This window comes from Kineosporia corallincola (assembly GCF_018499875.1).
Lineage (GTDB): Bacteria > Actinomycetota > Actinomycetes > Actinomycetales > Kineosporiaceae > Kineosporia > Kineosporia corallincola.
This window is the reverse complement of record NZ_JAHBAY010000018.1, coordinates 136,622-161,148: the sequence shown is the minus strand read 5'-3', so window position 1 is coordinate 161,148 and position 24,527 is coordinate 136,622. Positions and strand designations below refer to the sequence as shown.

The 24,527-nt window shown below is 74.0% G+C and carries 1 protein-coding gene (cut by both window edges); it reads left to right on the top strand.

All 24,527 nt of this window come from inside a single coding sequence — locus KIH74_RS32055, pentapeptide repeat-containing protein, on the top strand. Of the gene's 52,170 coding nucleotides, 15,028 precede the window and 12,615 follow it; the stretch shown corresponds to coding positions 15,029-39,555 — codons 5,010 (partial) to 13,185 (complete); the first codon wholly inside the window starts at nt 3. Both codon boundaries (start and stop) fall beyond the window edges.

The window sequence follows — 24,527 nt, the reverse complement described above, 5'->3', positions numbered from 1 at the left end:
TGCCGCGCAACGGTTTCCGGTTCGACGACTTCGGCGCGCTGGTCACCGGGCAGCCGAACCCCGGCTCGCTGCTGGAGCCGGAGGAGGCCGAGCCCCGGTTCTTCGGCTTCGGCTCCTCGCCGCTGCGGAGCACCGGCGGCCTGTCGCTGGACGGTGCCCTGGCCGGCGGTGACTGGACCGCCGGGGCCTGGACCGCCGGGGCCTGGAATGACGGGGCCTGGAATGACGGTGCCCGGAACGACGGGGCCTGGAACGACGGTGCCCGGAATGACGGTGCCCGGAATGACGGTGCCCGGAACGACGGGACGCGGGGGGCGGGTCTCGCGTCGTCCGTTGATCCCGATGATCTCCTCGACCCGGCGCGCGACGAACCGCTGCCCACGATCGAGCAGGTCCTGACCTCTGCGCCCATCCCGCAGACGCCCCGGGTCCAGATCGAGGACTGGGACGAGAGCCACCCGGACTTCTCCCTCGACCACCTGGCCGGAAACGGGCCGTCCGAGAGGGTTCTCGGCAAGCAGCCGGAGCGTGTCGCCACCCCGGAGCCGGCCGACCGGCCCCGGCTGGACGGCTTCTCCACCGAGCTGGTGATGGCCACCCTCGGCGAGCTCGGTGACCTGCGGGCCGCCGGGGCGGCGGAGTTCGGCGCGCTGGCCGACGGCTGGCTGGCCCGCAGTTCCGCGGCGGCCGGGAGCATCCTGTCCGAGTTGCGCGTCACCGAGGAGATCGAGCTCTCGCGGATCGCCTCCGGCCTGGTCGGCGAGGCCGCGGGCACCCGGCTGGAGACCTCCACCGCCCCGGGCACCGACGCCCTGCGTGACGCGGTGGTCCCGATCGCCGCGGCGATGCTGTTCCACGGTTCGGCGACGCCGGTGCGCGAGGGGCAGGCCGGTCCCTCGACCGCCCCGGCCTTCGGCACGATCGGCCGGTCGCTGACCGAGGACGTGCTCAGCGCCATGACCCGCCTGGTCGAGGTCTACGACCTGGCCGTGACCGACCGTCCGGCAACCGATCTGGCCGGGGACGACGACGCCGGCAGCAGCTACGGCGACCGTGGCAGCACCGGCGCTCCCAGCACCGTCGGCGAGTTCGGCGCCTACGGCGGGGTCACCGACTGGAACGCCTTCCTGAGCCCGGACGAAAGCATCTTCGAGCCCGGTGCGGAGCCGGTCCTGCCCTCGTTCGGGCAGCGCCTCGACGAGCGGCACACCGACGGGTCCAGGGGCGCCTGGACCAGCCCGGCGGACCTGCTCGACGCGAACCCCGTGCTCGACCCGAACCCCGTGCTCGACCCGAACCCCGAGCTGGATGCCGCCCCGAACGGCGCGGTCGACGTCCTGCCGGAGCTCGAGCCGCTGCGGCGGATCGGCGGGACCGCCGTCCAGCAGCTGCCGGAACTGGACGGCGTGCACGAGCTGGACGACTTCCGGACGCTCGCCGCGCAGGCGCTGGCCCCGCTGGACGAGACCCTGGACGAGGTCGACCGGGCCAACGCCGGCGACACCGACTGGGAGCAGATCGCCGCGTACGCCGTGACCGACGTGCGCCCGGCCTACGACAACTACACACTCGCCGTCGACGGCATCATCACCGCGCTGCGCCGCGAGATCGGCGACCGCGAGGCGTCCACCGGCGTGCGCCCGGCCGGGTTCGACGACCTGATCGTCGATCTGGCCACCCAACAGCAGGGATACGAATGGGCGCTGGAGCTGATCCAGCACCGCACCGGCACCTCCGTGGTGCTCCGGCTTTCACCCGTGCCGGAACTGCGTGCCCTGGGCGACGAGCGCAGCCGCCGGATGCTCGCCAGGGCGTCGGCCGAGCGGCACCCCGACATCTGGATCGCGGACGGTTCCAGGCCTGAGATCCCGCTGGCGAACTGGCTGTTCGACACGCTGACGGTCCCCGCCGGGCAGGAGCGGCCGCCCGCGGTGGCCGCCGTGAACCCGGCCGGCCCGGTCCCGCGGGAGAATTCCGCCCTGATCGCCTGGGCCCAGGGCGTCGCCGCCCAGGAGCTGGTCCCCGCCCTGACCGCGCTGCGCGACACCGCCTTCACCGCCCACCGCCGGGCCGTGGCCCGCGCCGCCGCCCAGACCCGGCTCCAGGACGAGTTCCCGCAGCTGACGATCCCCACGGTCGACGTGACCGGGGCCGAGAACGCTCTCCGGACGGCCCAGACCGCGCTGGACGACACCGTGGCACTGGCGAACAGCCGTCCGGCGACGGCTCCCGCGCTGGACCCGGCGAGCCTGATCCCTGCCCCGGCCGCACCCACCTCGACCGGGGGATGGCCGCCGCTGCCCCTGGCCGAGGGCTGGAACCTGGTGCGCGACTGGGCCGATCAGGTCGTGCTGACCGCCCCAGAGGGCCTGCCCCGGGAGACCCGCCCGCTGGCCCAGCACCTGGCCACCACCATCGACCAGCCGGTCCTGGCGCACGTCGACCTGGGCCGGGGCCGCGGCCCGGCCTGGCTGCGGTTCACCCCGGACGAGGCCCGGCCGCGCCTGGCCCAGCAGCCGCAGATGCGCCCGCTCGCCGACTCGCCGTGGCTGCACCAGGGCGAGGGCGTCGACCTGGAGCACCTGAAGCCGCTGCCCGCGGCGGAGATCGCTCCCCGCCTGTCCGAGCCGGAACTTCCCACCGCGGGCTGGGACCTGGGCCAGGGGCCGGGCTTCGTGTCCCGCGCCGAGGTCGACGGCACCCTGACGATCGCCCGGGTGAACGAGGACGGCACGCTGATCGTGCCGAACGCCTCCGGCCTGGAGGTGCGGCGTCAGCTGGAGGCATTCGTCGCCGCTCACGCCGACCGCCTGGACGGCGCGCGGCTGCTGGTGTCGTACCTGCCGGAGTACCTGGCCGAGCAGTTCGCGCTGGAGCACGGCATCCGGTTCTGGTTCAGCGCCGAAGCGGTCGTGCCGTTCGAGGGCGGCGTGCGGGTCGGCCCGGTCGAGGGCACCGACGTGACCCGTGGCTGGCTGCTGGCCCACCGTTCCGGCGACGACGCCACGGTCAGCCTGACCGGCCGCGCGCTGTACCCGTCCCCGGAGTGGGAGGGGCTGGTCTCGGTGCCGGAGAGCTTCTGGGTCACCGACGCCAACCAGCTGGAGCAGCGGGTCCTGGCCACCCGCACCGCCGCCGGCCTGGTCTTCTCCACCCGCCACGGGATCTCGCCGCGGGCCCTGCGGCAGACCCCGTCGACGGACGCCGTGTCGGTCACCTACGAGATCCCCGACCCGATCCTGAACCGGCGGGTGCGGCAGTACGTGGCCGACGGCCTGATCCAGGGCCTGGCCGGGGTGCCGCGCCTCGACCTGGGAACCGTTCCGAACCCGTCGTACTCGTCCGCCGGGGCGTTCGTCCCGGACGGCGCGATGCGGATGCCGGCCTTCGCCGACCACTCGCTGCCGCCGATCACCCCGGCGATGCGCGCCGCGGTCGAGCCGGTGCGGGTCAGCGCCATGTACCGCGGGCAGAGCGACGTCTTCTACAGCCCCGGCCGCTCCTGGTGGGACGTGCTGGAGCGCGGCGGGCACCGGCCGTACTGGCAGACGCCCGAGCAGTACCGGACGATGCTGGAGGAGATGCGGCGTCTCCTGCTCACGATGATGCCGCGGGCCGAGGTGGTGGACGGCACCGCGCTGGAGCAGGTCCAGGCGCTGGTCGCGATCGCGAAGAACGACCCCGAGCGGGACGCCCGTCAGCTGGTGTTCCGCGCCGAGCTGGCGCACTACCAGCCCCAGGCCACCGCCTGGGCCTCGGCCCCGAAAGACCTGGTGGTCCGCCGGTTCGAGGTGCCGGGCCGACCGGGCGTGGTGGTCTACGAGTACACCGTCACCGAGCGGCTGATCCCGGCCGACGGGATCAGCCCGGCCGAGCTGGACGCGCTCTGGCGGGCGGACGCCGCGGACCTGGAGCGGGCCTGGAACAGCACCGCGCCGGTGGAGGTCGACGGCGAGATCGCCTATGTCCGGGTGAACCCGGAGCGCGTCGTCGACGCGCCGGCCGAGCACACGGTGCAGGTCTCGGACCGTTCGGACCTGCCGGTGAACGTGAACCAGGTGCGGATCAGCACCGCCCCCGCCGTCCTGCACCACGAGCGCGGGCACCGGCTCGCCCGGATGGACCGGTATCCGAAGTTCAGCCAGGTCATGCGCCAGACGATCCGGCTGCGGACCGCCGCCGAGGCGGCCCGGTTCGGGGCCTTCACCCGGCAGCGCCCGGCCACCGGCCTGGACAACCTGCGGGCCATGATGAACGCCAACATCGACCGGGCCACGCCCCGTGACCTGATCGACCTGGTGCGGCTGGCCCGGGGCGGCGACACCGCGCCGAACCTGTATCTGCGTGAGGCCTTCGACCATCACCGGGCCGTCGTGGCCCCGGCGCTGACCCGGCTGGACGAGGTCCGGGAGCTGGTCGCGCAGGCCCGGCTGACCGAGGCCGACCTGACCGCAGCCCAGCAGGCGGTGCTGGACGCCTGGCGCGAGCAGCACGAGTTCCTGACCGGCCTGCGCGGGCAGCTGAAGCAGTACCTGGCCCAGGCCGACGAGCCGTCCGACGGTCTGACGCCGGCCGAGGCGCAGGACCGGCCGTACCTCCCGGCCTTCTCCCCGGAGCGGCAGGCGGTGCGGACCCAGGAGGTCCGCCTGGGCCAGGAGGCCGACCTGGCCCAGGAACAGGTGATGCGCTGGAGCGCGGCCACCGGCGCGCGCACGATCCCGGTCCCGGTCGGTGGCACGCTCCGCCTCGAGGGCGACGACTACCGGATGGACTGGGGCTCGGTCCAGGTCTACCTGCCGCTGTACCTGGACCGGCTGGCCGACATCCTGGAACGTCCTGTCGTGCAGGAGCTCTCGACCGGCTCGGAGCCCGACTCGATGGCGCGGGCGATCCGGTTCCTGCCGGGCGGCAGCGCCGAGCTGCTCGACGTGCGGCCCGGCTGGATCGCCGACGGCCTGCTCACCCCGGTCCCCGGGCCGGCCAACGTCTTCGAGCGCGCCGACCTGCGGGTCGAGGTGATCTCCTCCGGTCTGCTGGTGACCGGGCCGGGCCACCTGGAGACCGGGACGCATGCGAAGGACCCGCGTCTGGGCGACTACTTCGCCTTCCAGATCACCGTCCACGTGCCCGGGTTGGACGACTTCACCCCGGCCCAGGTGCGCACGCTGCTGGAGATCCTCGGTGGCCTGGACCCGCGGTTGCGCGCCCACGCCTACGCCACCGGAGTGTCGCTGGACGCCTTCGAGGCGGCGGTCTCGATCCGGGCGATCGAGCCGGCCCAGCCGATCGACATCAGCGGGATGTCGGTGGCCGAGAGCGATTTCGCGGCCTACTTCGCGCAGTCCCTGGCGCCGGGGGAGACCTCGGCACCGGCCGGCCGAACGTCCTGGGGCGGCAACGACAACGGCAGCGACAGCGACCACAGCGACCTGGACTTCCTCGGGCTGGAGAATGCCCACCTGTCCCGGGCCACCCTGTCCCGGCCGTTCAACGACAGCGACCGCTGGACCCTGAGCTCGGCGCTGGACGGCTCGCACGAGATCTCTGCCCCGGAGTTCATCGAGTGGATGCGGCACCAGCGGCAGTTCGACCCCCAGCGTCACGCGCTGACGATGAGCTACCAGCTGCGGCCGCACGAGGCCGCCGACCTGGCCCGCCAGACCGCTCCGCTGGACCTGGTGTACGAGACCTACCGCTCGTCCGGTGACCCGCTGACCCACCGGCGGCTGTTCACCGCGCCCGGCCTGGACGGCCACCCGGTCGTCGTCGCCCACGGCCCGGTCCAGGTTCGGGAGGGCCAGCCGATCTGGCCCGCCGGTACGACGAGCGTGCCCAGCGGCAGCACGACGCAGCAGCTGCTCGACGTGATCAAGCAGGGCATGGACGCGTTCGGGTACGACCTGTTCAGTACCTACGACTACCAGGCGTTCCGGAACGGAGGGGTGCCGAAGACGGTGCCCGCGCTGGTCGACGAGACCGGTGCCCAGGTCCTGGAATGGCGCTTCCTGCACGACTCGATGACCGAGCTGTGGAACCTGGTCCAGGAGGCGCAGACCTCCGGCGTCGTGCTGGAGTCCACGCTGCCCCACCGGCTGCTGGGCAACCGCCGGGACACCCTGACCGTGTGGGTGAGCCCGATCGTCGTCCACGGGACCCGGTACTTCCAGGTCAACCTGCTGTTCGACACCACCCGGATCCGGCGGGTGGGCAGCCGGGTGATCACGCTGCCGGGCGCCACCCGGGCCACCACCTGGGCGGACTACGACGGCGACTGGTACCGGATGCGGGCCGCGCAGGCCGTGGCCGCCGCGGACCGTCCGCTGGCGTCCTTCGAGGCCGCCGACCTGGACGTGTTCGGGCTGATCCAGGACCTGTTCCGGCAGGGCCGGGGCAGCGAGCTCAACAGCATCTTCCGGGAGATCGGTTACGACCTGCCGGACTTCGAGAACCCGCCGGACTACGTCGCCCCGGCGGCCGCGGACGACTGGGCCGACCGGCCGCCCGCCGAGGACGTCCCGCCGGCCTACGGCGCTCCGGACGACTTCGGGCAGCACCTGAACCCCTCGTCCCCGCAGCCGATCTCGCAGTCGATCTCGCAGGCGGTCCCGCAGTCGGTCGGCTGGGTCACCGGGCAGGTCGGTGGCGCCGTCGTCATCACCCCGGCGGGCAGCCCGCGCCCGGTCGCGCTCCCGGTCGAGCCGAACCGCCTGTCCCTGCTGGTGGCCGGCCCGGCGACGCCGGCGCAGATTCGCGGTGAGATCGAGAACTACCTGCGCGAGAACGCCTCCGCTGGCCTGTCCGTGCGGATCTGGACCCCGAACCTGGCCGAGAGCTTTGCCCGGGACCTGGTGGACTCGCTCGGGCTGGACCTGATCATCGCGACCGGTCTGCCCGACCTGCGCACCGGTGACCTGGTTCCGCAGCTGGGCCGTGGGCTCGGCAGCTGGGTGCGGGTGCGCCCGGCCACCGTGCCCGGCGGGGCGCGGGGCTGGCTGGTGGACGACCTCGGGTCCGGTTTCCGGGTTCCGCCGGCGCCCGAAACAATGGACGGCGAAAACCTTTCCGAGCCCGGCGAGCGCTCCGGTCTGTGGGTCGCCCCGGGCGGGGAGAGCGTGCCCGCCGGCGCCGCCGGCAGCCTGCACTGGGTGCGCCTGAGCACCCCGGACACGCTCACCCTGCACCGCTCCGGCGACCCGGTGCCGGCCCGCCCGGTGGCCGAGGACGGCCGGTTCGTGATCGCGATCGGCGGCGACGGCGCCGACCCGGTGGTGCAGGACGCGATCCGCGCCGCGAGCCGGGGCCACGACGCCGTCCGGCTGCTGGTCGGCGGCGTCCCGGCCGAGCTGGCCGCCGAGCTGGCCGGCCGCGGCACCGACGTGGTGTTCGCCGCCGAGCCGATCCGGATCGAGAAATCTTTCAACGGAACGCATTTCGTGGTGGCCCCGGTCGACGGCGGGTTCCTGCGCGGCTGGCTGCGCCAGGCGCCGGGGCAGGCCGCCCCGGCGGCGCTGAACTCGGCGGTCTTCCCGGCCCCGCGCTGGGAGTCCGCCGTGAACCGGGCGGACCGCCCGGCCGAGCTGAGCCGGGTGCTGCCCGGTGGCGGCCGGGTGCCGGTGCGCGACGGCCAGGCCCTGGCCGGACGCACCGTCGAGCAGGTCGAGACCGTCCAGGTGGAGGGCATCGCGGCGGGTGTCGCGCTGGCCGACCGGCGGCTGATCGGCGCCTGGACGCACGCTCTGCCGGTGGACGCGCTGCGGCCGGTCGTCTCGTCGTCCCACATTGACTCGGCGGACACGGCCGGTGCGATGCTGGACCGCTGGCGTGAGCTGACCGGGGCCCACCCCTCGGTCCTGCTGCACGACGACCGCCGGGGCACGGGCCGGACCTCGTTGCCGGGCAACGACTTCGGCTCCCGGGCCGGGCTGCTTCCGGGCACGCTCCCGGCCGACCTGCTGGCCCTGCTCGACGACGACCGGCAGGGCCGGGTCTACCCGGTGTCCGGTGAGGCGGTGCACCCGGCCGACTACTGGGGCGGCACCCTGCCCCCGGTCTCCGACCTGCACACCGCGCTGACCGGCACCGGCCCGATCGGGAAGGCGCTGCACTGGGGCCTGGCCCGGGTGGGCTCCTGGCTGATGCTGAACCGCGGCGTGCTGCCGCCCGCCGATCTGGTCGCCCGCACCGCCACCGGCTTGCGCTCGGTGGTGCTCGCCGAGCTCGGTGAGCGCTCGCTGGGCGAGGTGGTGGGCCAGGTCTCGACCGCCACGTTCACCCTGCACCAGGCCGCGTTCCGGGCGGTCGTGTCCGGTGCCGGGGCCCTCGACCCGGACCAGCGCGCCACCCTGGTGCGGGTTCTCGACGTGGTCGCCCGGCGGGAGGGCGCGCCGATCCCGGTGGCCCGGCTGCACCAGCTCCCCGACGCCCAGCTGCGCGAGAGCCTGAGCGGCGTCGACCTGGACGACGTGCTGCGCCGGGTCACGGTCGACGTGGCCCTGCGGGAGAGCGAGCACCACCCGTACGCCTTCACCGTGCACGAGGTCGAGGCCGGCGGTCACCGGATGTTCCAGATCCGGCGTCCCGTGCACCTTCTCGGCCTGGACGGGGTCGACGAGCGGGAGCTGACCCGGATCGCCGGGCTCGGCGAGGCCGCGGTCCGTGAGGTCTGGGACGCGGTGCCGGTCACCGTGGTCGACGGGCAGCGCGTGCTGGTCCGGGTGGTCCCGGAGATCACCGTCGGCCCGCAGACGCCCGCCCCCGGCGCCTGGGTGCAGAGCGTCAGCCCGGGGACCGGTCAGGCGAACAGTCACCTGATCTTCGCCGGTGACTTCGACCCGTACGTCTTCGCCCACGAGTTCTTCCACTCGCTGGGCGGTCAGGACCGGTACGCCACCCCGGCCGGCACCCGCTACCTGCTGCGTGAGGGTGCCCTGCGGGTGAGCCCGGGCGAGGCCGGCTACCGTCCGGCCGACGGCCTGGACGTCGGCCCGACGCTGATGGCCGGGGCCCAGGGCCGGGTGGAGCCCGGCGAGCGGTTCATGCCGACCCCGCGCGACGTGCGCGCCCTGGTGCGCTCGATCGTCTCCGGGCGTCAGGCCGACGTGCCTGCGGCGGCCCGGGGCGTCGACCCGCACTCGGCGCTGTCGCCGTGGGCCGGCACCGTCACCAACGTGCGCGGCGGCGGGGTGGCCCACCACCTGGCCGAGGGCCTGTGGCTGGTCATGCCCTACCTCGTCGACCCGCCCACCCTCCCGGCGCACCACGTCTTCGGCCCTGCCGACGGCGGGGCGGTGGACCGGAACGTGCTGGTCTGGGGGGCCGGCCGGGCCCAGCTGCCGAACCCCTCCCTCCGCGGCTACCGCGCCTACCTGGCGGCGCATCTGCGGGCGGTGCTGCCGGAGCGCTCGGGTGCGGCAGCGACCCGGACGGTGCTGGGCTTCCCAGGCGTCACCCACCGGATCGCGGCGTCACTGGCCGAGGAGTTCGGCCTCGACCTGCTCTACTCCACCGGCGAGGTCGCGGTGCGGCGCGACGGTCTGCGCCACCGTCTGGAGACCCCGGAGGGCACCCGGTTCAGCCGGGTCGTCGCCCAGGTGGTGCCCGGGGCGGTGCTGATCACCCGGCAGGGCGAGACGCTGGCCACCACCTACCCGGTGGAAGAGGGCGCGCTGGACGCCATCTCGAGCTTCGGTGTGAACTCCGACCCGCGCTGGTGGAGCTCCCGCACGGGCCCGATCCCGGCTGGGGCGGACGACCAGCTGCGCCTGCTCACCATGGCCCGGACCGGGGTGGAGGCCGCCGGCCTGCGCCCGCTGCTGCCGGACTACTGGAGTGGCGAGGCCGAGGACGCCTGGGACGAGTTCACCCGGACCGGGACGACCTCGGTCACCGGCCGCTTCGACGGCGTGAGCGAGGCCGAGCGTCGACGGTTCCAGCGCGAGCTCTACGCCTGGACCGACCTGCCCGCGCTGATCCAGCTGGCCACCCGGCCGGGCGGGTCCGCGGTGCTGACCACGCGGCTGCGCGAGGGCGGCCGCGCCTCCCTGACGCTGGAGCTGACGCTGCGGCGCCTGGCCACGACCGGCCCGGGCAACCGTTACCAGCTGACCGTGCGTCGCGAGGCCAACGAGTTCCGCCAGGACGTCTTCGAGCAGACCCTGATCGACGACCCGGCTTCGTGGGCACGTCAGGCGCAGACCGACGTGGCCGTGCAGGCCCGGGCCCCGCGCCCGCAGGACTGGACCGGTCAGGCCGCCGAGACCTGGCTTTCCGGGCACCGGTTCGGCCTGCGCCTGGCGCCGCAGGCCGCGGTCCTGGACACCATCACCTCGTCGCCGGGGGCGCCGGAGACGGCGTTCCTGGAATGGGTCGGCGCGGACGGGCGGATCGCCGCTGCCGACGCCGACCTCGAGGCCCGGCTGGGCGACGTGCTCGGCCGGGCCCGGAGCCGGTTCGGCGAGCAGCCGGAACTGTGGCTGCTGGCCGGCCGGGTGAGCCCGGAGCTGGCCCGGACCCTGGCGCTGACCTGGGACATGAACGTCGTCTTCACCTCCGGCGAGGTCACATCCCGGCATCAGGACGCCCGCTACCCGCTGGCCACCTCCGGCACCTGGCAGCGGGTGGAGCTGGAGATCGACGAGGCCCCCGACGGCCGCGCCGTGACCTTCGTGAACCGGGTGGACCCGGTGACCGTCGAGACCTTCCCGCCGCCCGCCGGGGAGGACCTGGAGTGGCGGCCGCGGCGCCAGCCGATCGAGGTCGACCCGGCCTGGGCGCCGCGGGAACGGCTGATCGACCTGGTTCGGCAGGGGCTACGGGACGGCCTGCTGCACAACGGTTTCGAGAACCTTCTGCCGGTGGACGGCGGTCGCTGGCGGAGATTCTTCAGCGGCGGCGTCGTCTCCGGGGTCGAGACGGTCAGCCCGGCCGGTCGCACACTGATCACCGCCGACGAGTCCCGCCAGTTCCAGGAGCAGCTCCTGGAGGGGACGAACGAGGATTCGCTGCACCGGATCGCGTTGCTCGGCGGCACCTTCCGGATCCAGCTGCCGACGTTGCCGCTGCGGGGCCGATTCGTCTCCGGTGGGGTCGCCATCGGACAGATCGTCGACGACGACGGCGTCTCGCGGTTCGCGGTGCGGATCCGTACCGCAGAGGTCGACCCGTACACCCTTGACGAGTTGAGCGACGGGGAACCGGCGCGCGAGTGGCGGCGCACCGACAACCCGATCGCCCACCTGGAGCGCGGCGACCGGGAGCGGGTCCAGTCCTACGAGGAGGCCACCCCGCCGCCGTACACGCAGGACGAGGCCCCGCTCGCCCTGGCGCCCGTCCAGCAGGCGCTGCCCGCGCTGGTCGGCCCGGCGGTGCTGGACGAGGTCATGGCTGTCGGCCTGACCTGGGACCGGCTGGACGAGCTGTACCAGGGGGCGCACGCCCAGAACACGCTGTGGAACCTGCGGGCGGTGGTGGAGGAGGAGATAGCCCGGCTGCGGCCGCCGGCGTACCACCTGGCCCCGAGCGCCCCGCCGTCCGTTCCCGGGAGTGCCCCGCAGACCGTCACCCTGGCCGGCCGGATGCTGACCGAGTGGCGGCAGCCGGGTCAGATCGTGCTCGGCCCGCAGGGCGCGGACCGGGTTCCCGGGCTGGTCCGGCCGGAACCGGGCCGCGTCGCGCTGGTGCTGATCGCCCCCGGCGGCGAGGCCGGCACCCGGGCCGTGCTGGCCGAGCGCCTGCACCGGCTGGCCGGTGACGGCGTCACCGCGGTCCGGCTCTACACGCCGGGGCTGCCCGAGGTCTGGGTGCGGGGGCTGGCGGCTGAGACCGGCCTGGACGTCGTCTTCACCCCGGGCCGCCCCGACCCGGCCACCGGTGCGGTCGTCGGGGAGAGCCCGATCCCGTGGATCCGGGTGCGCCCGGTCCCGATGGCCGACGGCTCGCCGGCCTGGCTGGTCGACGACCTGGACTCCGGCTGGCAGCCGGTCGCCGGTGGCGAGGTCGGGCTTGCCGGGCCGCACGAGGTTCCGGCCTGGGCGGAGTCCCTGGACCGGCCCGGCCAGACCGACGAGTACCTGATCGACGTCCCGGGCGAGGTCAGCCGCACCGGCCGGCTGCACAAGGTCCGCGTCCCGGCCGGTCTGGTGCTGGGCGACCGCCCGATCGCGCCGCCGCGCGCGCACTACCTGCCGGTGGTGAGTGACCGGCCGACGCTGTCGGCCTTCCCGCTCGGCGACGCCCTGCTGGCCCTGGCCGGGCTGCGGGACTGGCGGCAGATCCTGCCCGGGCACCGGCACGTGCTGCTGCACGACGACCGGCGGCCCGGCCTGATCCGGCCGGACCTGGTCGGCGACAACGACATCGTCTCCCGGCACGGCAGCGAGACCACCGAGTTCGGGGTGCAGCGGCCCTGGAACCCGGCCTGGGACGCCTATTTCACCGATACGGAACCGGGCACCCTGCGCCGGGTCAGCGGCCCGCTGGTCGAGGTGCGCGACCCGGACGCCGGGGCGCAGATCTCCCGCGCCCAGCTGGAGGCGCTGCTGGCGGCCGATCCGGACGACGCGGCCGGGCAGATGAAGGACGCGGCCCTCACCACCGTGTTCCGGGCCGTGCGCTGGTCGGCCTACGACCGTGGCGCCCTGACCTGGGGCCGCGGCCGGGTGCGGGTCAAGGCCTACCTGGAGTGGCTGCGACTGGAGCTGAACCTGCGCTCCGAGGCCGGTGACCCCGACCCGCTGGGCACCGTCCTGACCGGCTCGGCCGGGCATCACCCGCTCGCCCCGAACCCGGAGCCGATCCGGGCGGTCCTGGCCTCGACCGGGACGATCCCGGTCGAGCTGGTGCCGACCCTGCGGGCGATGCTGCGGCTGCTCGAGCCGGACGCCTACGCCCCCGGTCACGAGGCGGCGATGCGGCAGACGCCGGTCGGGCAGCAGCGGGCCCGGGTGGCCGAACTGCTCGGGCAGATGCAGCTGGAGGCCGACCTCGGCTTCCAGCAGCACCGGCAGCGGACGGCCGCGCTGGGCCGCCCGGTGCCCACCGTCCGGCCCGACGTGCTGCCCGGCGTGCTGGCCCGGATCGCCTTCAACGAGCGGCCTTTCGCCGCCGTGCGGGAGACGTACCAGTACACCGCCAAGATCGTCGAGCTGGACGGCGAGAAGGTCATCCTGATCCAGGTCCGGCCGCACCTGCACCTGGTTCCGGAGGCCGGGGTCAGCGCGGAGAAGGCCGCCGAGGTGGCCGGCCGGATGGCCGACGCGATGCGCCTGGCCTGGGACCAGGCCCCGGCCGCCGAGGTGGCCGGGCGCACGGTCTACGTCCGGGTGGCCCCGGTGGTCACGTCCGGGCCGCAGATCGGCGCGGACGTGGACTGGGCGATCCGGCTCAGCCCGGGCCAGGGGGCCCAGCACGCCCGGCAGATCTTCGTCGACCACGTCGACGCGGACCTGGACCGGCTGCTCGCCCACGAGGGTTCGCACACGATCGGCGAACTCGACCGTTACCTCGAGCTCAAGGGCATCGGCAGCCTCCAGGCCGTGCTGCGCCGGCCCGGCGTGATGGTGCACCCGGCGGACGGCAGCCAGGCGCGGCTGCACGGCACCTCCACGCTCGACCTCGGCCCGACCCTGATGAACTCGCGGTCGTTCGTGCCGACCCCGCGCGACGTGCGCCGCCTGGCGATGCAGGCGCTGGAGGGCGACCGCGCCCGGGCCCTGCCCGGCGAGCAGCACTGGACGACGTCCTACGACCTCACCCGGTCGCAGGAGAACATCCTCGCCACCCTGCGCGAGCTGGTCACCGGGATCGGCGGTGGGCACCTGATGCCGGCGCCGGCCGGCGGCCCGCAGACGGTGGCCGGTCTGCCCGAGGACCACCTGCTGGTGCAGCTGACCACCCCGGCGGCGATCCGTTACTCGTTGCGCTCCGGTGCTTTCGACCAGCTGCTCCCGCTGTCGCCGGTGAACGGCGGCGGTGGGCTGCTGGCCCGGGTGGTGATCGAGCCGCTCACCGGTGAGCACCAGTTCGCGGCCACGGCCAGGATCTCGGTGCGGGCCCCGCACCTGGAACAGCCGCTGGCCACCCGCGCGATCCTGCTGACGCAGCGCACCGATGCCGAGTACGACGACGGCGACGACTTCTCCGACAGCTCGGACGGGTCGGTCACCGGCCTGGCGGCGCCGCTGCCGATCGACCTGGACGCCGCGATCGCCGACCCCGAGGGTGGTTTCGCCGCCCCGGTGAGCCTGGGCGAGGACGGTCACTGGCAGGTGGCCGGTGCCGTTCCGGTGGCCCCGGCCCTGGTCGACGGCTCCGGCCGGTCGCTGATCATGGACGCCCCGCAGCGCCGCGCCGACGTGCCGCTGGAGTGGGCGAACCCCAGCCCCGGCGAGGCGGCCGCGGTGCGCGATCTGATCGCGACCCGGCCCGGCTGGGCGGGTCTGTCCCCGGCCCAGGGCTGGGCGCTGCTGTCCGCGGAACTGCGGGGGGCGGCCCGGCAGGACGAGATGCGCGAGGCCGCGAAGGCCCGGATCCGGCATCTGAACCAGGCCTTCGGCACCGGTTACCCGGCCGACCGGACGGAGGAGATCCTCGACCGGGCCCACCAGCTGCTCACCGAGCGCCCGCTGATCCGCAACCTGCCCGCCGGGCGCCGCACGAAGAACTCCGACGGCCGCACGCTGATCGAGAAGCTCACGCAGACAGAGCGTTTCCTGACCTTCTGGGAGACCGGCGCGGTCGTGGGCAACCCGAGCACGAAGATCCGTGGCACCAAGGAGCTGGGCATGGGTTACGGCCCCGACCTGCGCTCCGTGGGCCGTGACTTCACCGCGGTGCACCCGGAGCAGCACCCTGCCTTCGGTGCGCTGATCTCGCCGCGGCAGAGCGCGGGCACCTTCGGTTACGGCTCGACCGTGCTGCACCTGAAGGAGTCGGTGCGCACCCGCACCACGCTGACCCCCCGGGGCAGCAGTGGCTCGCTGAGCGGATACACCGACCACCGGCACCTGTTCGGCCTGATCGCCGAGGGCGAGGAGCGCACCGTGCGCTACCTGCTCGGTGAGGCCACGAACTTCCGCTACGACCCGGCGATCCGGCACGAGCTGGAGGTCGACGGCGTCGCGCAGATCGGCTCGTACTTCGAGGCACAGTTCCACGGCGAGCTGGGCTGGAGCGACGTCTCCCGGGTGGTCGTCGCCTGGGGGGCGATGAACGCCGGCTGGCAGCGCGCCGTCACCCTGGCCGAGGCCCAGGGCGTGGTCGATCACCTCCGGGCCTTCGCGCTCGAGCAGGGCCACGACTTCACCGTCGAACTCGGGCCGAAGGTGGGCGACGTCGACGAGCAGGACCTGATGCGCCAGCGCATCTGGTACCTCTTCGACGTCGACGACGAACTGAGCGACGCCTCCGGGAAGGTGCCCGAGCAGGCGGCGCGCGACCTGGACGTGCTGGACCGGCTGGCGCAGCCCGCCCCGTTCCCCACCCCGGCCGACCGGACCGCACTGCTGGCGCTGGCCGGGAAGCTCGGGATCGCCGGCGCCGGTGACGACGAAACCCTCTCCCTGCTCTGGGAATCCATGGCCACCCCGGACATCCGGCGGGGCGTGTACTACGGGTTCGAGGCCGAGACCCACGGCGGCGACCTGGTGTTCCCGCGCGGGGTGATCGCCCCGCACAAGTACCTGCTGGCCGAGAACGACGCGGTGCAGCTGGTGGTGGACTACTGGCAGTTCGGCCCGAGCCGGCGGCCGATCGTCGAGATCGTCGCCCGCCGCATCCCCCTGGACCCGCTGCCCGGGCAGCGCTCGCTGGAGCGCGCGCTCGCGGTGACGCAGGACGTGGTGGGCCGGATGGCGGCGGCCACCGGGCCGACGGCGCTGCGCGAACTGCTGCCGCCGGAGACCGGTTTCCGGTTCCCGAGTGCGGAGGCGGCCTCGGTGCGCTACCGGCCGCGCACCGACCAGGGCGTCGGGCTGACCGACCCGCTGGCCGTCGCGGTGCACCACTCGGTGGACGTGCCGCTGACCGGTCTGTGGAAACTGCTGATCTCGTTGCGTTCCCGGATGAACCTGGTGCGCCGGGGGGTCGGTTCCTCGGGCAAGGCGGCCCGGCTGAACCAGCAGGGCCTGGACTTCGCCGTCCGGGTCACCTCGGCCGTGCTACGCGGCTGGGACGCTCCGGTGCTGACCCCGGCCGAGCTGGACCGCCGGGCCGACGCCGACCTGAGGGTCGAGGCCCTGCGTGGCTACCTGGCGCTGACCTACACCCAGTCGTCCGCGATCGCCCTGGCCACGGCCGACGGGCAGCGCCTGCCCCGCAACCTCACCCTGGCGGCGTCGCGGACCTCGCTGGCGGTCTGGCGGCGGATGCTCGACGACCTCGCGCCGTCGTCCACGCGTTTCCTGGAACGTCACCACGAACGGGTGATCGACCTCTGGGAACAGCATGTGCGGGAGCACAACCCGACCCTGGATGCCTTCGTCGGGGGGCAGAGTGGGCAGCTGCCCGACATCCGGATGGCCTTCCCCGGCCGTCCGTCGTTCGTCCTGCGCGACTTCCTGCTCACCGCGCTGGTCGCGAACCCGCCGGTCTACCTCGGGCAGTCCGGCGGCACCGGGGTCGACGTCGAGTTCACCCGGCCCAACCGGGATTCCGGGGTCGGCGTCGGCACTCTCGAAGAGCGCTTCGTGGGCGGCCTGATGGTGCGCGTCGCGGTGCTGGGCGACCAGGCCGAGAGCCTGATCGGCCTGAGCCGCGACACCTGGCAGCAGGCGGCCGGTCAGCAGGATCCCCGGGTCCTGTTCCCGTACAGCCGCTACCGGGCCGGTGACCCGGTCGACCGGCTGCGCGAGGTGCAGGAGGTGCTGGACCGGCTCGCCCAGGACCAGGAGGAGACCGGCCGGGCGTCGCGGGAAGACCTGCTGGCCCTGGCTGCCCGGCTGGAGCTCGGGAATCCGGGTGACGACGAAACCCTCTTCCGGCTCTGGGATCTCGCCACCACGGCGGTTGACCTGCGGGACGCCGGGCGGACCGGTGGCCTGACTCTGCGAACCGGCCCGGTGGTCGACGTGGCCACCCGGCTGGTGCAGCGGGCCGCCCACGAGTTCGGTGGTCTGGACGGGATGTTCACCGGGCGCGGGAACGTGCTGCGGGAGGCGTTCGTGCCGCTGGTGGCCGCCGTGGCCCTGGAGCGGATGGGCTCGGCACCCGAGCTCGACCAGGCCCTGACCGGTGAGATGAGCCGGCTGACGGTCGATCTCGTCGAGTACGCCAACGCCCGCCGGGACGAGAGCATCGTCGGTGGGCTCACCGGCGGCGCGATCGAGTCGTACATCGTCGTCGGCGAGCGTCACGACCCGGCCCACTACCCGGAGGACGGCAACGCCACCTTCGCCGGGATCCCCACGCTCGGCGTGCTGCTGAAGACCGACACGGCGCAGTTCGTGGTGGGCGAGGACGGCCGGCACTACATGTCCGCCCGGATGGCCGAGCGGTTCGGCGGTGTGCGGCGCGGGAGCGGGTACTCCGCGTTCATCGTCGAGGCCGTCTACGGGCCCGGGGCCGGGGTGACCCAGGAGATCGGCGTCGCCACGGACGTCGGCCACCTGCACGAGAACGCCAAGGGTGTGCTGTCCTGGCTGGAGTACGCCGGGCTGCGCGACTCGTTCGTCGAGTCGGCCCTGCACCCGGTCAGGTACGGCCGGGAGGACATGCTGCGCGACTGGGTGCGCACCCAGCGCGCGGAGTCGACCGCGCGGTACCGGGCCGCCCTGCGGGTCGAGGCCGCCCTGCTGGCCGAAGACGCGGTCGTGGCCGAGGAATTCGCCCAGCACCCGCTGTGGCGTGCCGAACAGGTGCACCCGGCCGGGTTCTTCATCCAGGTCACCGAGGGGGTGCCCGGGGCGGGCATCACCACCCTGCTGCACGGCCTGTCCGACGCGATCGGCTCGCTGCTGTCCGCCGGGATGCCGAAGCGGATCCTGGCCGAGGCGGGCGAGTTCGCCGAGACCGAGATGCCGGGCTTCCTCACCGGCGTCGCCGGGCGGTCGCTGCCCGGCGCGGAGATCTCGTTCCTGCGTGGCTTCGCCGAGTCGCTGCACCTGGAGGGGGTGCTGACCGTGGCGTACGCCCAGGCCGTCGGCATCAGCCAGGCCTGGCGGATGAACAACTCCGGCAGCCCGATCCAGCTGAAGAACTCCGTGGTCGCGATGAGCCGGCACTCGCTGCTGAAGCACGTGCAGGCCCTGCCCGGGGTGGCGCAGACCTGGCTGCTGGAGCAGGCCGACCACCTGGCCGGGCGGATCGGCGACTTCGCCGTGGCGCGGCAGAGCGCGAACGACGGGTGGCTCGACGAGCAGCTCCAGGGCAACGACCGGCTCTACAGCCCGAGGACCCTGCTGAGCACCGCCTTCGCGCAGAACGAGCTGGAGGCGATCGACCAGCACGACGTGTACGGCGGCACGACCGTGGTGCCGGTGGAACCGGCCTGGACCGGCGGCCCGGACCTCCTCGCCTTCGAGGGGCGGTACTCGCCGCACCAGGTCGGCACCCCGCAAGGCCCGATGAACACCCACCAGGACACCCTGGACGGCACCGACCGGGTGGTGCGCCAGGTGCGCGAGATCGGGCAGCGGGCCTTCGACGTGGCCCAGGCGGCCCGGCAGCTCAGCGACGACAACGGCGGCCTGGCCGCCGCCGCGCTGGGCGCCGCGACCCGGACCACCTGGAACGAGAGCGGTCTGCGCACGCTGCCGGCCTCGGACCTGACCGGCCGCGGCTGGCTGAACGCCCTGGCCGCCGACAGCGGCTGGTCGGTCCTCGATCTCACCCCGGACCGGTCCCGCCGGAGCCCGTCGTACTCCTCCGGCCTGATCGACGACCTGACCCGCGACCTGGACTCCCGCCCGGAACACGGCTACCGCACCCTGGTCGTCGGGCAGTACCTCGGCGACCAGCGGCTGCGCGACCTGCGGGGTTCGTACGGATTCGCCCTGATCGAGCCGGCCGGCGACGAGTTCCTGCTGATCCTGCCCAGTGGTGCGACGCTCGGCCTGGAATGGGTCGACGACAGCACGCTGAACTGGTCGCTGGACCGCGCCCGGGCCGACCTGGAGACCACCGCCCTGGCCGCGGGCCTGGACGGGATGACCCTGCGCGGCGGGGGTTTCCACGCCGATCAGAACGAGTCCGACAGCGACTCCGGCATCGGGTCCGACAGTGACTCCGACTCCGACTCCGAGATGGACGACGCCGACTGGGTTCTCGCCGAGGACTCTCCGGAGCACGTGATGGCGGTGACCCGCCGGGGCACGACCCCGTACGACACGTCGCGGATCCCGGCCGAGCCCGCCCGCACCGCCCTGGTGATCAGCAACGGCGCCCTGGCCGACGCGGCCGACGCCGAGGTGCGCGACGAGATCGGCATCCGGATCGCCGACGGTGCCGAGGACGGCGTCCGGGTCTGGCGGATCCATGCGCCGAACCTGCGCGACGAGACGGTGCGTGACCTGGTGTCCGAGTTCGACCTCGACGTTGTGCACACCTCCGGGCCGATCGAGGCCGACGGCAGCGCCCCGGCCGGCTGGACCCGGACCCGCCGCACCGCCGCCCGGGACGGGGGCCGGGCCTGGCTGGTCGACCGTCTGGGCACCGAATTCCGTCCCGTGCCGGTGGATTCCGAGGAGATGACGGCACCGGAGGCGATGCTCGACAGCTACGCCGTCCACACGTTCCCGCTACCCGGCGGGGTGTGGGAACTGCGTCGTGACCACGGCTGGCTGACCGCGACCCGCCAGGGCGGCGACGTCTCGGCCGTGCCGGTGCCGGCGGCCGACCCCACACGCCTGGTGCTCATGGTCGACGGCCACGGTGCCGACGCCGGGGTGCAGGAACTGGTGCGCGCGGTGCTCGAACGGCTCACCCCGGCCGAGGTGAGCCGGGTGCGACTGCTGCTGGGCCACGTCCCTCCGGCCTTCGCGACCGCCCTGGTCCAAGACTTCGGCACCGACCTGGTGTTCGCCGCCGACGCGGTGGTTGCGCTGCCGGGCAACGGTTTCCGGGCCGAGGTGCGGCCGGTCACCGACACCGACGTGTACCGCGGCTGGCTACGGGCGTACACCACGCCGGAGGGTGTCGAGGTCGAGCGGATCGGCCAGATGCTGTACCCCTCGCCGGACTGGGAGGCCGCGGTCGAGTCGCCGGACCGGCCCTCGACCCAGACCCACCGGGTGCGCGAGAACGGCGCGGTGCGCACTTCGGCCGGTGAGCCGGTCGAGAGCTTCGCCGCCACGACGCACGTCCTGCGCACCGGTTCCGGCCTGGTGCTGTCGGACGTGCACGCGGTGGGCGCCCTGGCCCAGCGGCTGCCCGCACACCTGACCCGTGCCACCGTCTCGGCCGTCCAGGTGCACGACCAGGCGATCGCCGAGGCCCGGCTGAACCGGTGGCCCGACCTGCTGCCCGGCCAGGACCAGGTGCTGCTGCACGACGACCGGCGCCCGCTGAAGGCACCGGAAACCCTTCCCGGCAGCGACTCCTCGCGTCGCGAGGCGATGCTCCCGGTCGGCGACAGCTGGCGGCCGGAGTACACGCAGGCGCTGGACGATCCGACGGCCGGCTTCGTGGTGCCGGTCAGCGGCACGATGACCGCGGTCATCGACCAGTACGCCGTCGAGCTGCTGCCGGCGGCCGAGGTGACCACGGCACTGAACGCCACCGGCGACCTCAGTCTGGTGGAGCGGATCACCATGGTCCGGGTGATCGAGCGGGCGATGAACCGGAACGGTCTGGTGGCCGGCCAGGCCATGCAGTCGGTGCACTCCGACGTGCTGCGGCAGTGGCTGCGCCACGAGATGGTGCGGATGCTCCGGGCCGGTGACAGCACCCCGCTGACCAGCCTGCTGGCCGACCTGGCGGCCCGCCCCACCGCCGGGCCGGACCCGGTCGTGCTCGGCGAGTACCTGGACGGCACCCGGGCGCTCGACGACAACGCCCGGCACACCCTCGCCGCGGTGGCGAACGTCCTTGCTTCCCGCGAGGATTCGCCGGAACCGGCATTCCGGCGCAGCCGGCTCGACGCCGACCTGATCGGCTACGTGAGGAACGGCCTGAACCTGCTCGGGCCGAGCTCGCCGACCGATGTGCTGGCCGACCTGCTGCGCCCGCTCCAGCTGGACCGCTCGATGACCTGGCACCCGCTCGGCTTCCGCTTCGAGGCCCGGGTGGTCGACCTGGAGGACGGGGACGTCCGGCTGGTCCAGGTGCGCGCCCGCATCCACCTGGTGCCGGAGGACGGCGTGACCACCGCCCAGCTCGACGAGGTGTCGCGGCGGATGACCCAGGGCCTGCACGACAGCTGGAACGACAACGCCGGTTTCACCGCGGGCGGGCGCACCGTCTACGTGCGGGTGCTCCCCGACGTCACCGTCGGCGCGCAGGTTCCGGAGCAGGTCCAGACGATGGCCGTGGCCCTGGGCGAGGGCCGGCCCCACTCCCACCGGGTCTTCGTCGATTCCTCGGCCGAGGTGCTCAGCCACGAGGCCTCGCACCGGATCGGGCTGCTCGACCACTACCCGGCCCATGCGCAGGAGCGCGACCCGCTGCGCTACGGCTGGCGGCGCATGCGTCCGGGCACCGGAACCGTCGACGAACCGGCCTATTTCCAGCCCGGCGCGATCGACGGGCCGCAGACCCTGATGGGCCCGGACGGCCTCAGCCTGCCGACCCTGCGCGACCTGCGCACCATCTACGGGCTGGTGCTGGAGGGCGACCGTGAACGGGTGACCCCGGGCCGGCTCAGCTGGCTGGAGACCTACGACCTGCCGGCCGCGCACGACGCGATCGTGCGCGCCGTCCGCGGCCGGCTGGAGCTGGCGGGCTGGGCGGCGCGGTTGCTGCCGATGGTGGACGACGCCCAGATCACCTGGGTGGGTGGGCTTCCCACCGATCACCCGCTGGTCGTCGCCACCGACCCGGTCGCGGTCCGGGACAGCGGGCTCCAGTGGACCCGGTTCGACACCCTGCTCGCCGCTCCCGGGGCACCGCGCTGGGAGGCGGTGCCGGTGCGGGTCGAGTTCTCCGCGGAGATGGCCGCGGCCGGGTACGAGCCGGTGCGGGTCACCTTCGGGCACCCGGGTGCGGTCGACGTGAGCAACCCGGCGATGTTCGTGAGCCTGCACCTGCCGGTGCCCGGGGCGCCGATCGGTTTCAGCGCCCCGGCATCCGAAACCTCAAGCACGGACGACGAAAACCCCGGCCGGGATTGGATCACCCGCAGGCACGACCGCGGCGTCACCCTGACCTGGCACGACGAGCAGCCGTACGACCTGGGCCGGATTCCGGCCGAACCCGGCCGCACCGCGCTGGTGGTGAGCGAGGGAGCGCTCTCCGACGCCTCGTACACCAGCATCAGCCGGGCCGTCTCCGGCGTCCTGGCCGAAGGCGCCGCGAAGGGGGTGCGGACGTGGCGGATCTTCGCCGAGTACCTGCCCGACGCCGTGGTGCGCGACCTGGTCGCCGAACACGATCTGGACATCGTGCACTCGCCCGGGCCGATCGACCCGGACACCTGGAGGAGCCTGCCGCTGGACCCCAGCGAGACGACCGGCCCGGACGCCGGCTGGACCCGGACCCGCCGCCTGGAGTCGGCCGACGGTGGCCGGGCCTGGCTGGTCGACCATCTCGGCGCCGGATTCCGGCCGCTGGAGCCGGAAATCGCCGAGGTGGTGGCGCCCGGCCGGATGCTGGGCAGCCACGTCGTCCGTAAGATCGAACTGCCCGGCGGCATCTGGGACGGGCGCCGCGGCGACGGCTGGCTGGCGCTCGCCCCGGCCGGTACCGACGTGTCGGCCGTGCCCGCGCCGGTGGCCGAGCCGTCGCGGTTCGTCCTGCTGGTGCTCGGGGCCGGGGCCGACGGCCACCAGCCCGGTGAGAACCGGCGCCGCAAGCTCGGTTCCGGCCGTCCCGGCCAGGTGCTGGCGGACGGCGCCCAGGCCGCCACCCAGGACCTGGTGCGCACCGTGATCGCGAGCCGCCCGCCGGCCGAGCGCGGGCGGATGCGGCTGGTGCTGGGCAACGTCCCGGCCGAGTTCGCCGCCGCCCTGGTCGAGGAGTTCGGGACCGACCTGATCTTCGCCCCGGACCAGGTGGATCTCAGCGACGTCAACGGTTTCCGCGCCCAGGTGCGGCCGATCACCGACACCGACGTGTACCGCGGCTGGCTGCGGGCTCATCCGCTGCCGGGCACCGCCCTGCCCGTGATCAGTCCGCCGGCCGGAGCCGAGCGGGTCGGCCAGGCGCTGGTCGGCCGGCTGGGGCAGATGCTGTTCCCGTCGCCGGGCTGGGAGGCCGAGCTCGAGTCGCCGGACCTGCCGGACACGGTGATCAGCCGGGTGCGGGACGACGGGGAGATCCACACCCTGGACGGGCAGCCGATCGAGGGCGTCCACGCCACCGTGCACGTGCTGCGCACCGGCGCCGGGCGGGTGCTCTCCGACATCCGCTCGGTCGGTGCCGTGGCCCAGGCGCTGCCCGCGCACGCCACCCGGGCCACCGTCTCGGCGGCCCAGGTGCACGACGCGGAGACCGCCGCCGCCAAGCTGACCAGGTGGCGTCACCTGATGCCCGGGCAGACCCGGATCGTGCTGCACGACGACCGGCGCCCGCTGAAGGCCCCGCAGCCGACGCCCGGCACCGACCTGTCGGCCCGGGAGGCCGTGGCCCAGGCCGGGGCGGCCTGGAAGGACTCGTACGACGCGGCACTCGCCGATCCGGGGAGGGGCACGATCGTGCCGGTCAGCGGTCAGTCGGCCGGGTACGTCGACCGGCACGTGGTCGAGCTGCTCCCGGCGGGAGAGATCGCCGGGGTGCTGGCCGGCACCGGTGCTCTGCACGGCGCCGCCAAGTCCACCCTGATCCGGATGATCGAGCAGGCCGGCTACCGGGACGGGCTGCTGCCGCCCGGGCAGCTGTCGGCCCAGGCCCCGCAGACCCTGCGGGACTGGGGGCGGACCGTGCTCGGCCGGATGGCCGCGGCCGGAGACCCGGACCCGATCGCCACCCTGCTCGGCGAGCTGGCCGCCCGGCGCACCGTCGGCCCGGACCCGGCGGCGATCCAGCCGTACCTGGACGGCGTCCGGCCGGTCGACCGCACCGTGCGCCCGACCCTGCGCGCCCTGGCGAACGTCATCGCCTCCCGCCAGGCCGTGGCCGCCGAGCCGGCGTTCCGCCGCAGCGGTCGGGACGAGCTCCTGCTCGGCTACCTGAACGAGCAGCTGCTCGCCCTCGGCCCGAACGCCCTGGCCGAGGTGCTGCGCACGGCGGCGACGGAGCGCACGCTGGCCGCGAAGGTGCTCGACTTCCGTTACCAGGCCAGGATCATCGACCTCGAGGACGGCGAGGTGCGGCTCGTCGAGCTACGGCCCCGCCTGCATCTGGTCGCCGAGAACGGGGTCAGCGCCGAGCAACTCGTGGAGGTGGCCGGCCGGATGGCCGGGGGCCTGCGGGCCACCTGGAACGACAACGCCGGTTTCGCG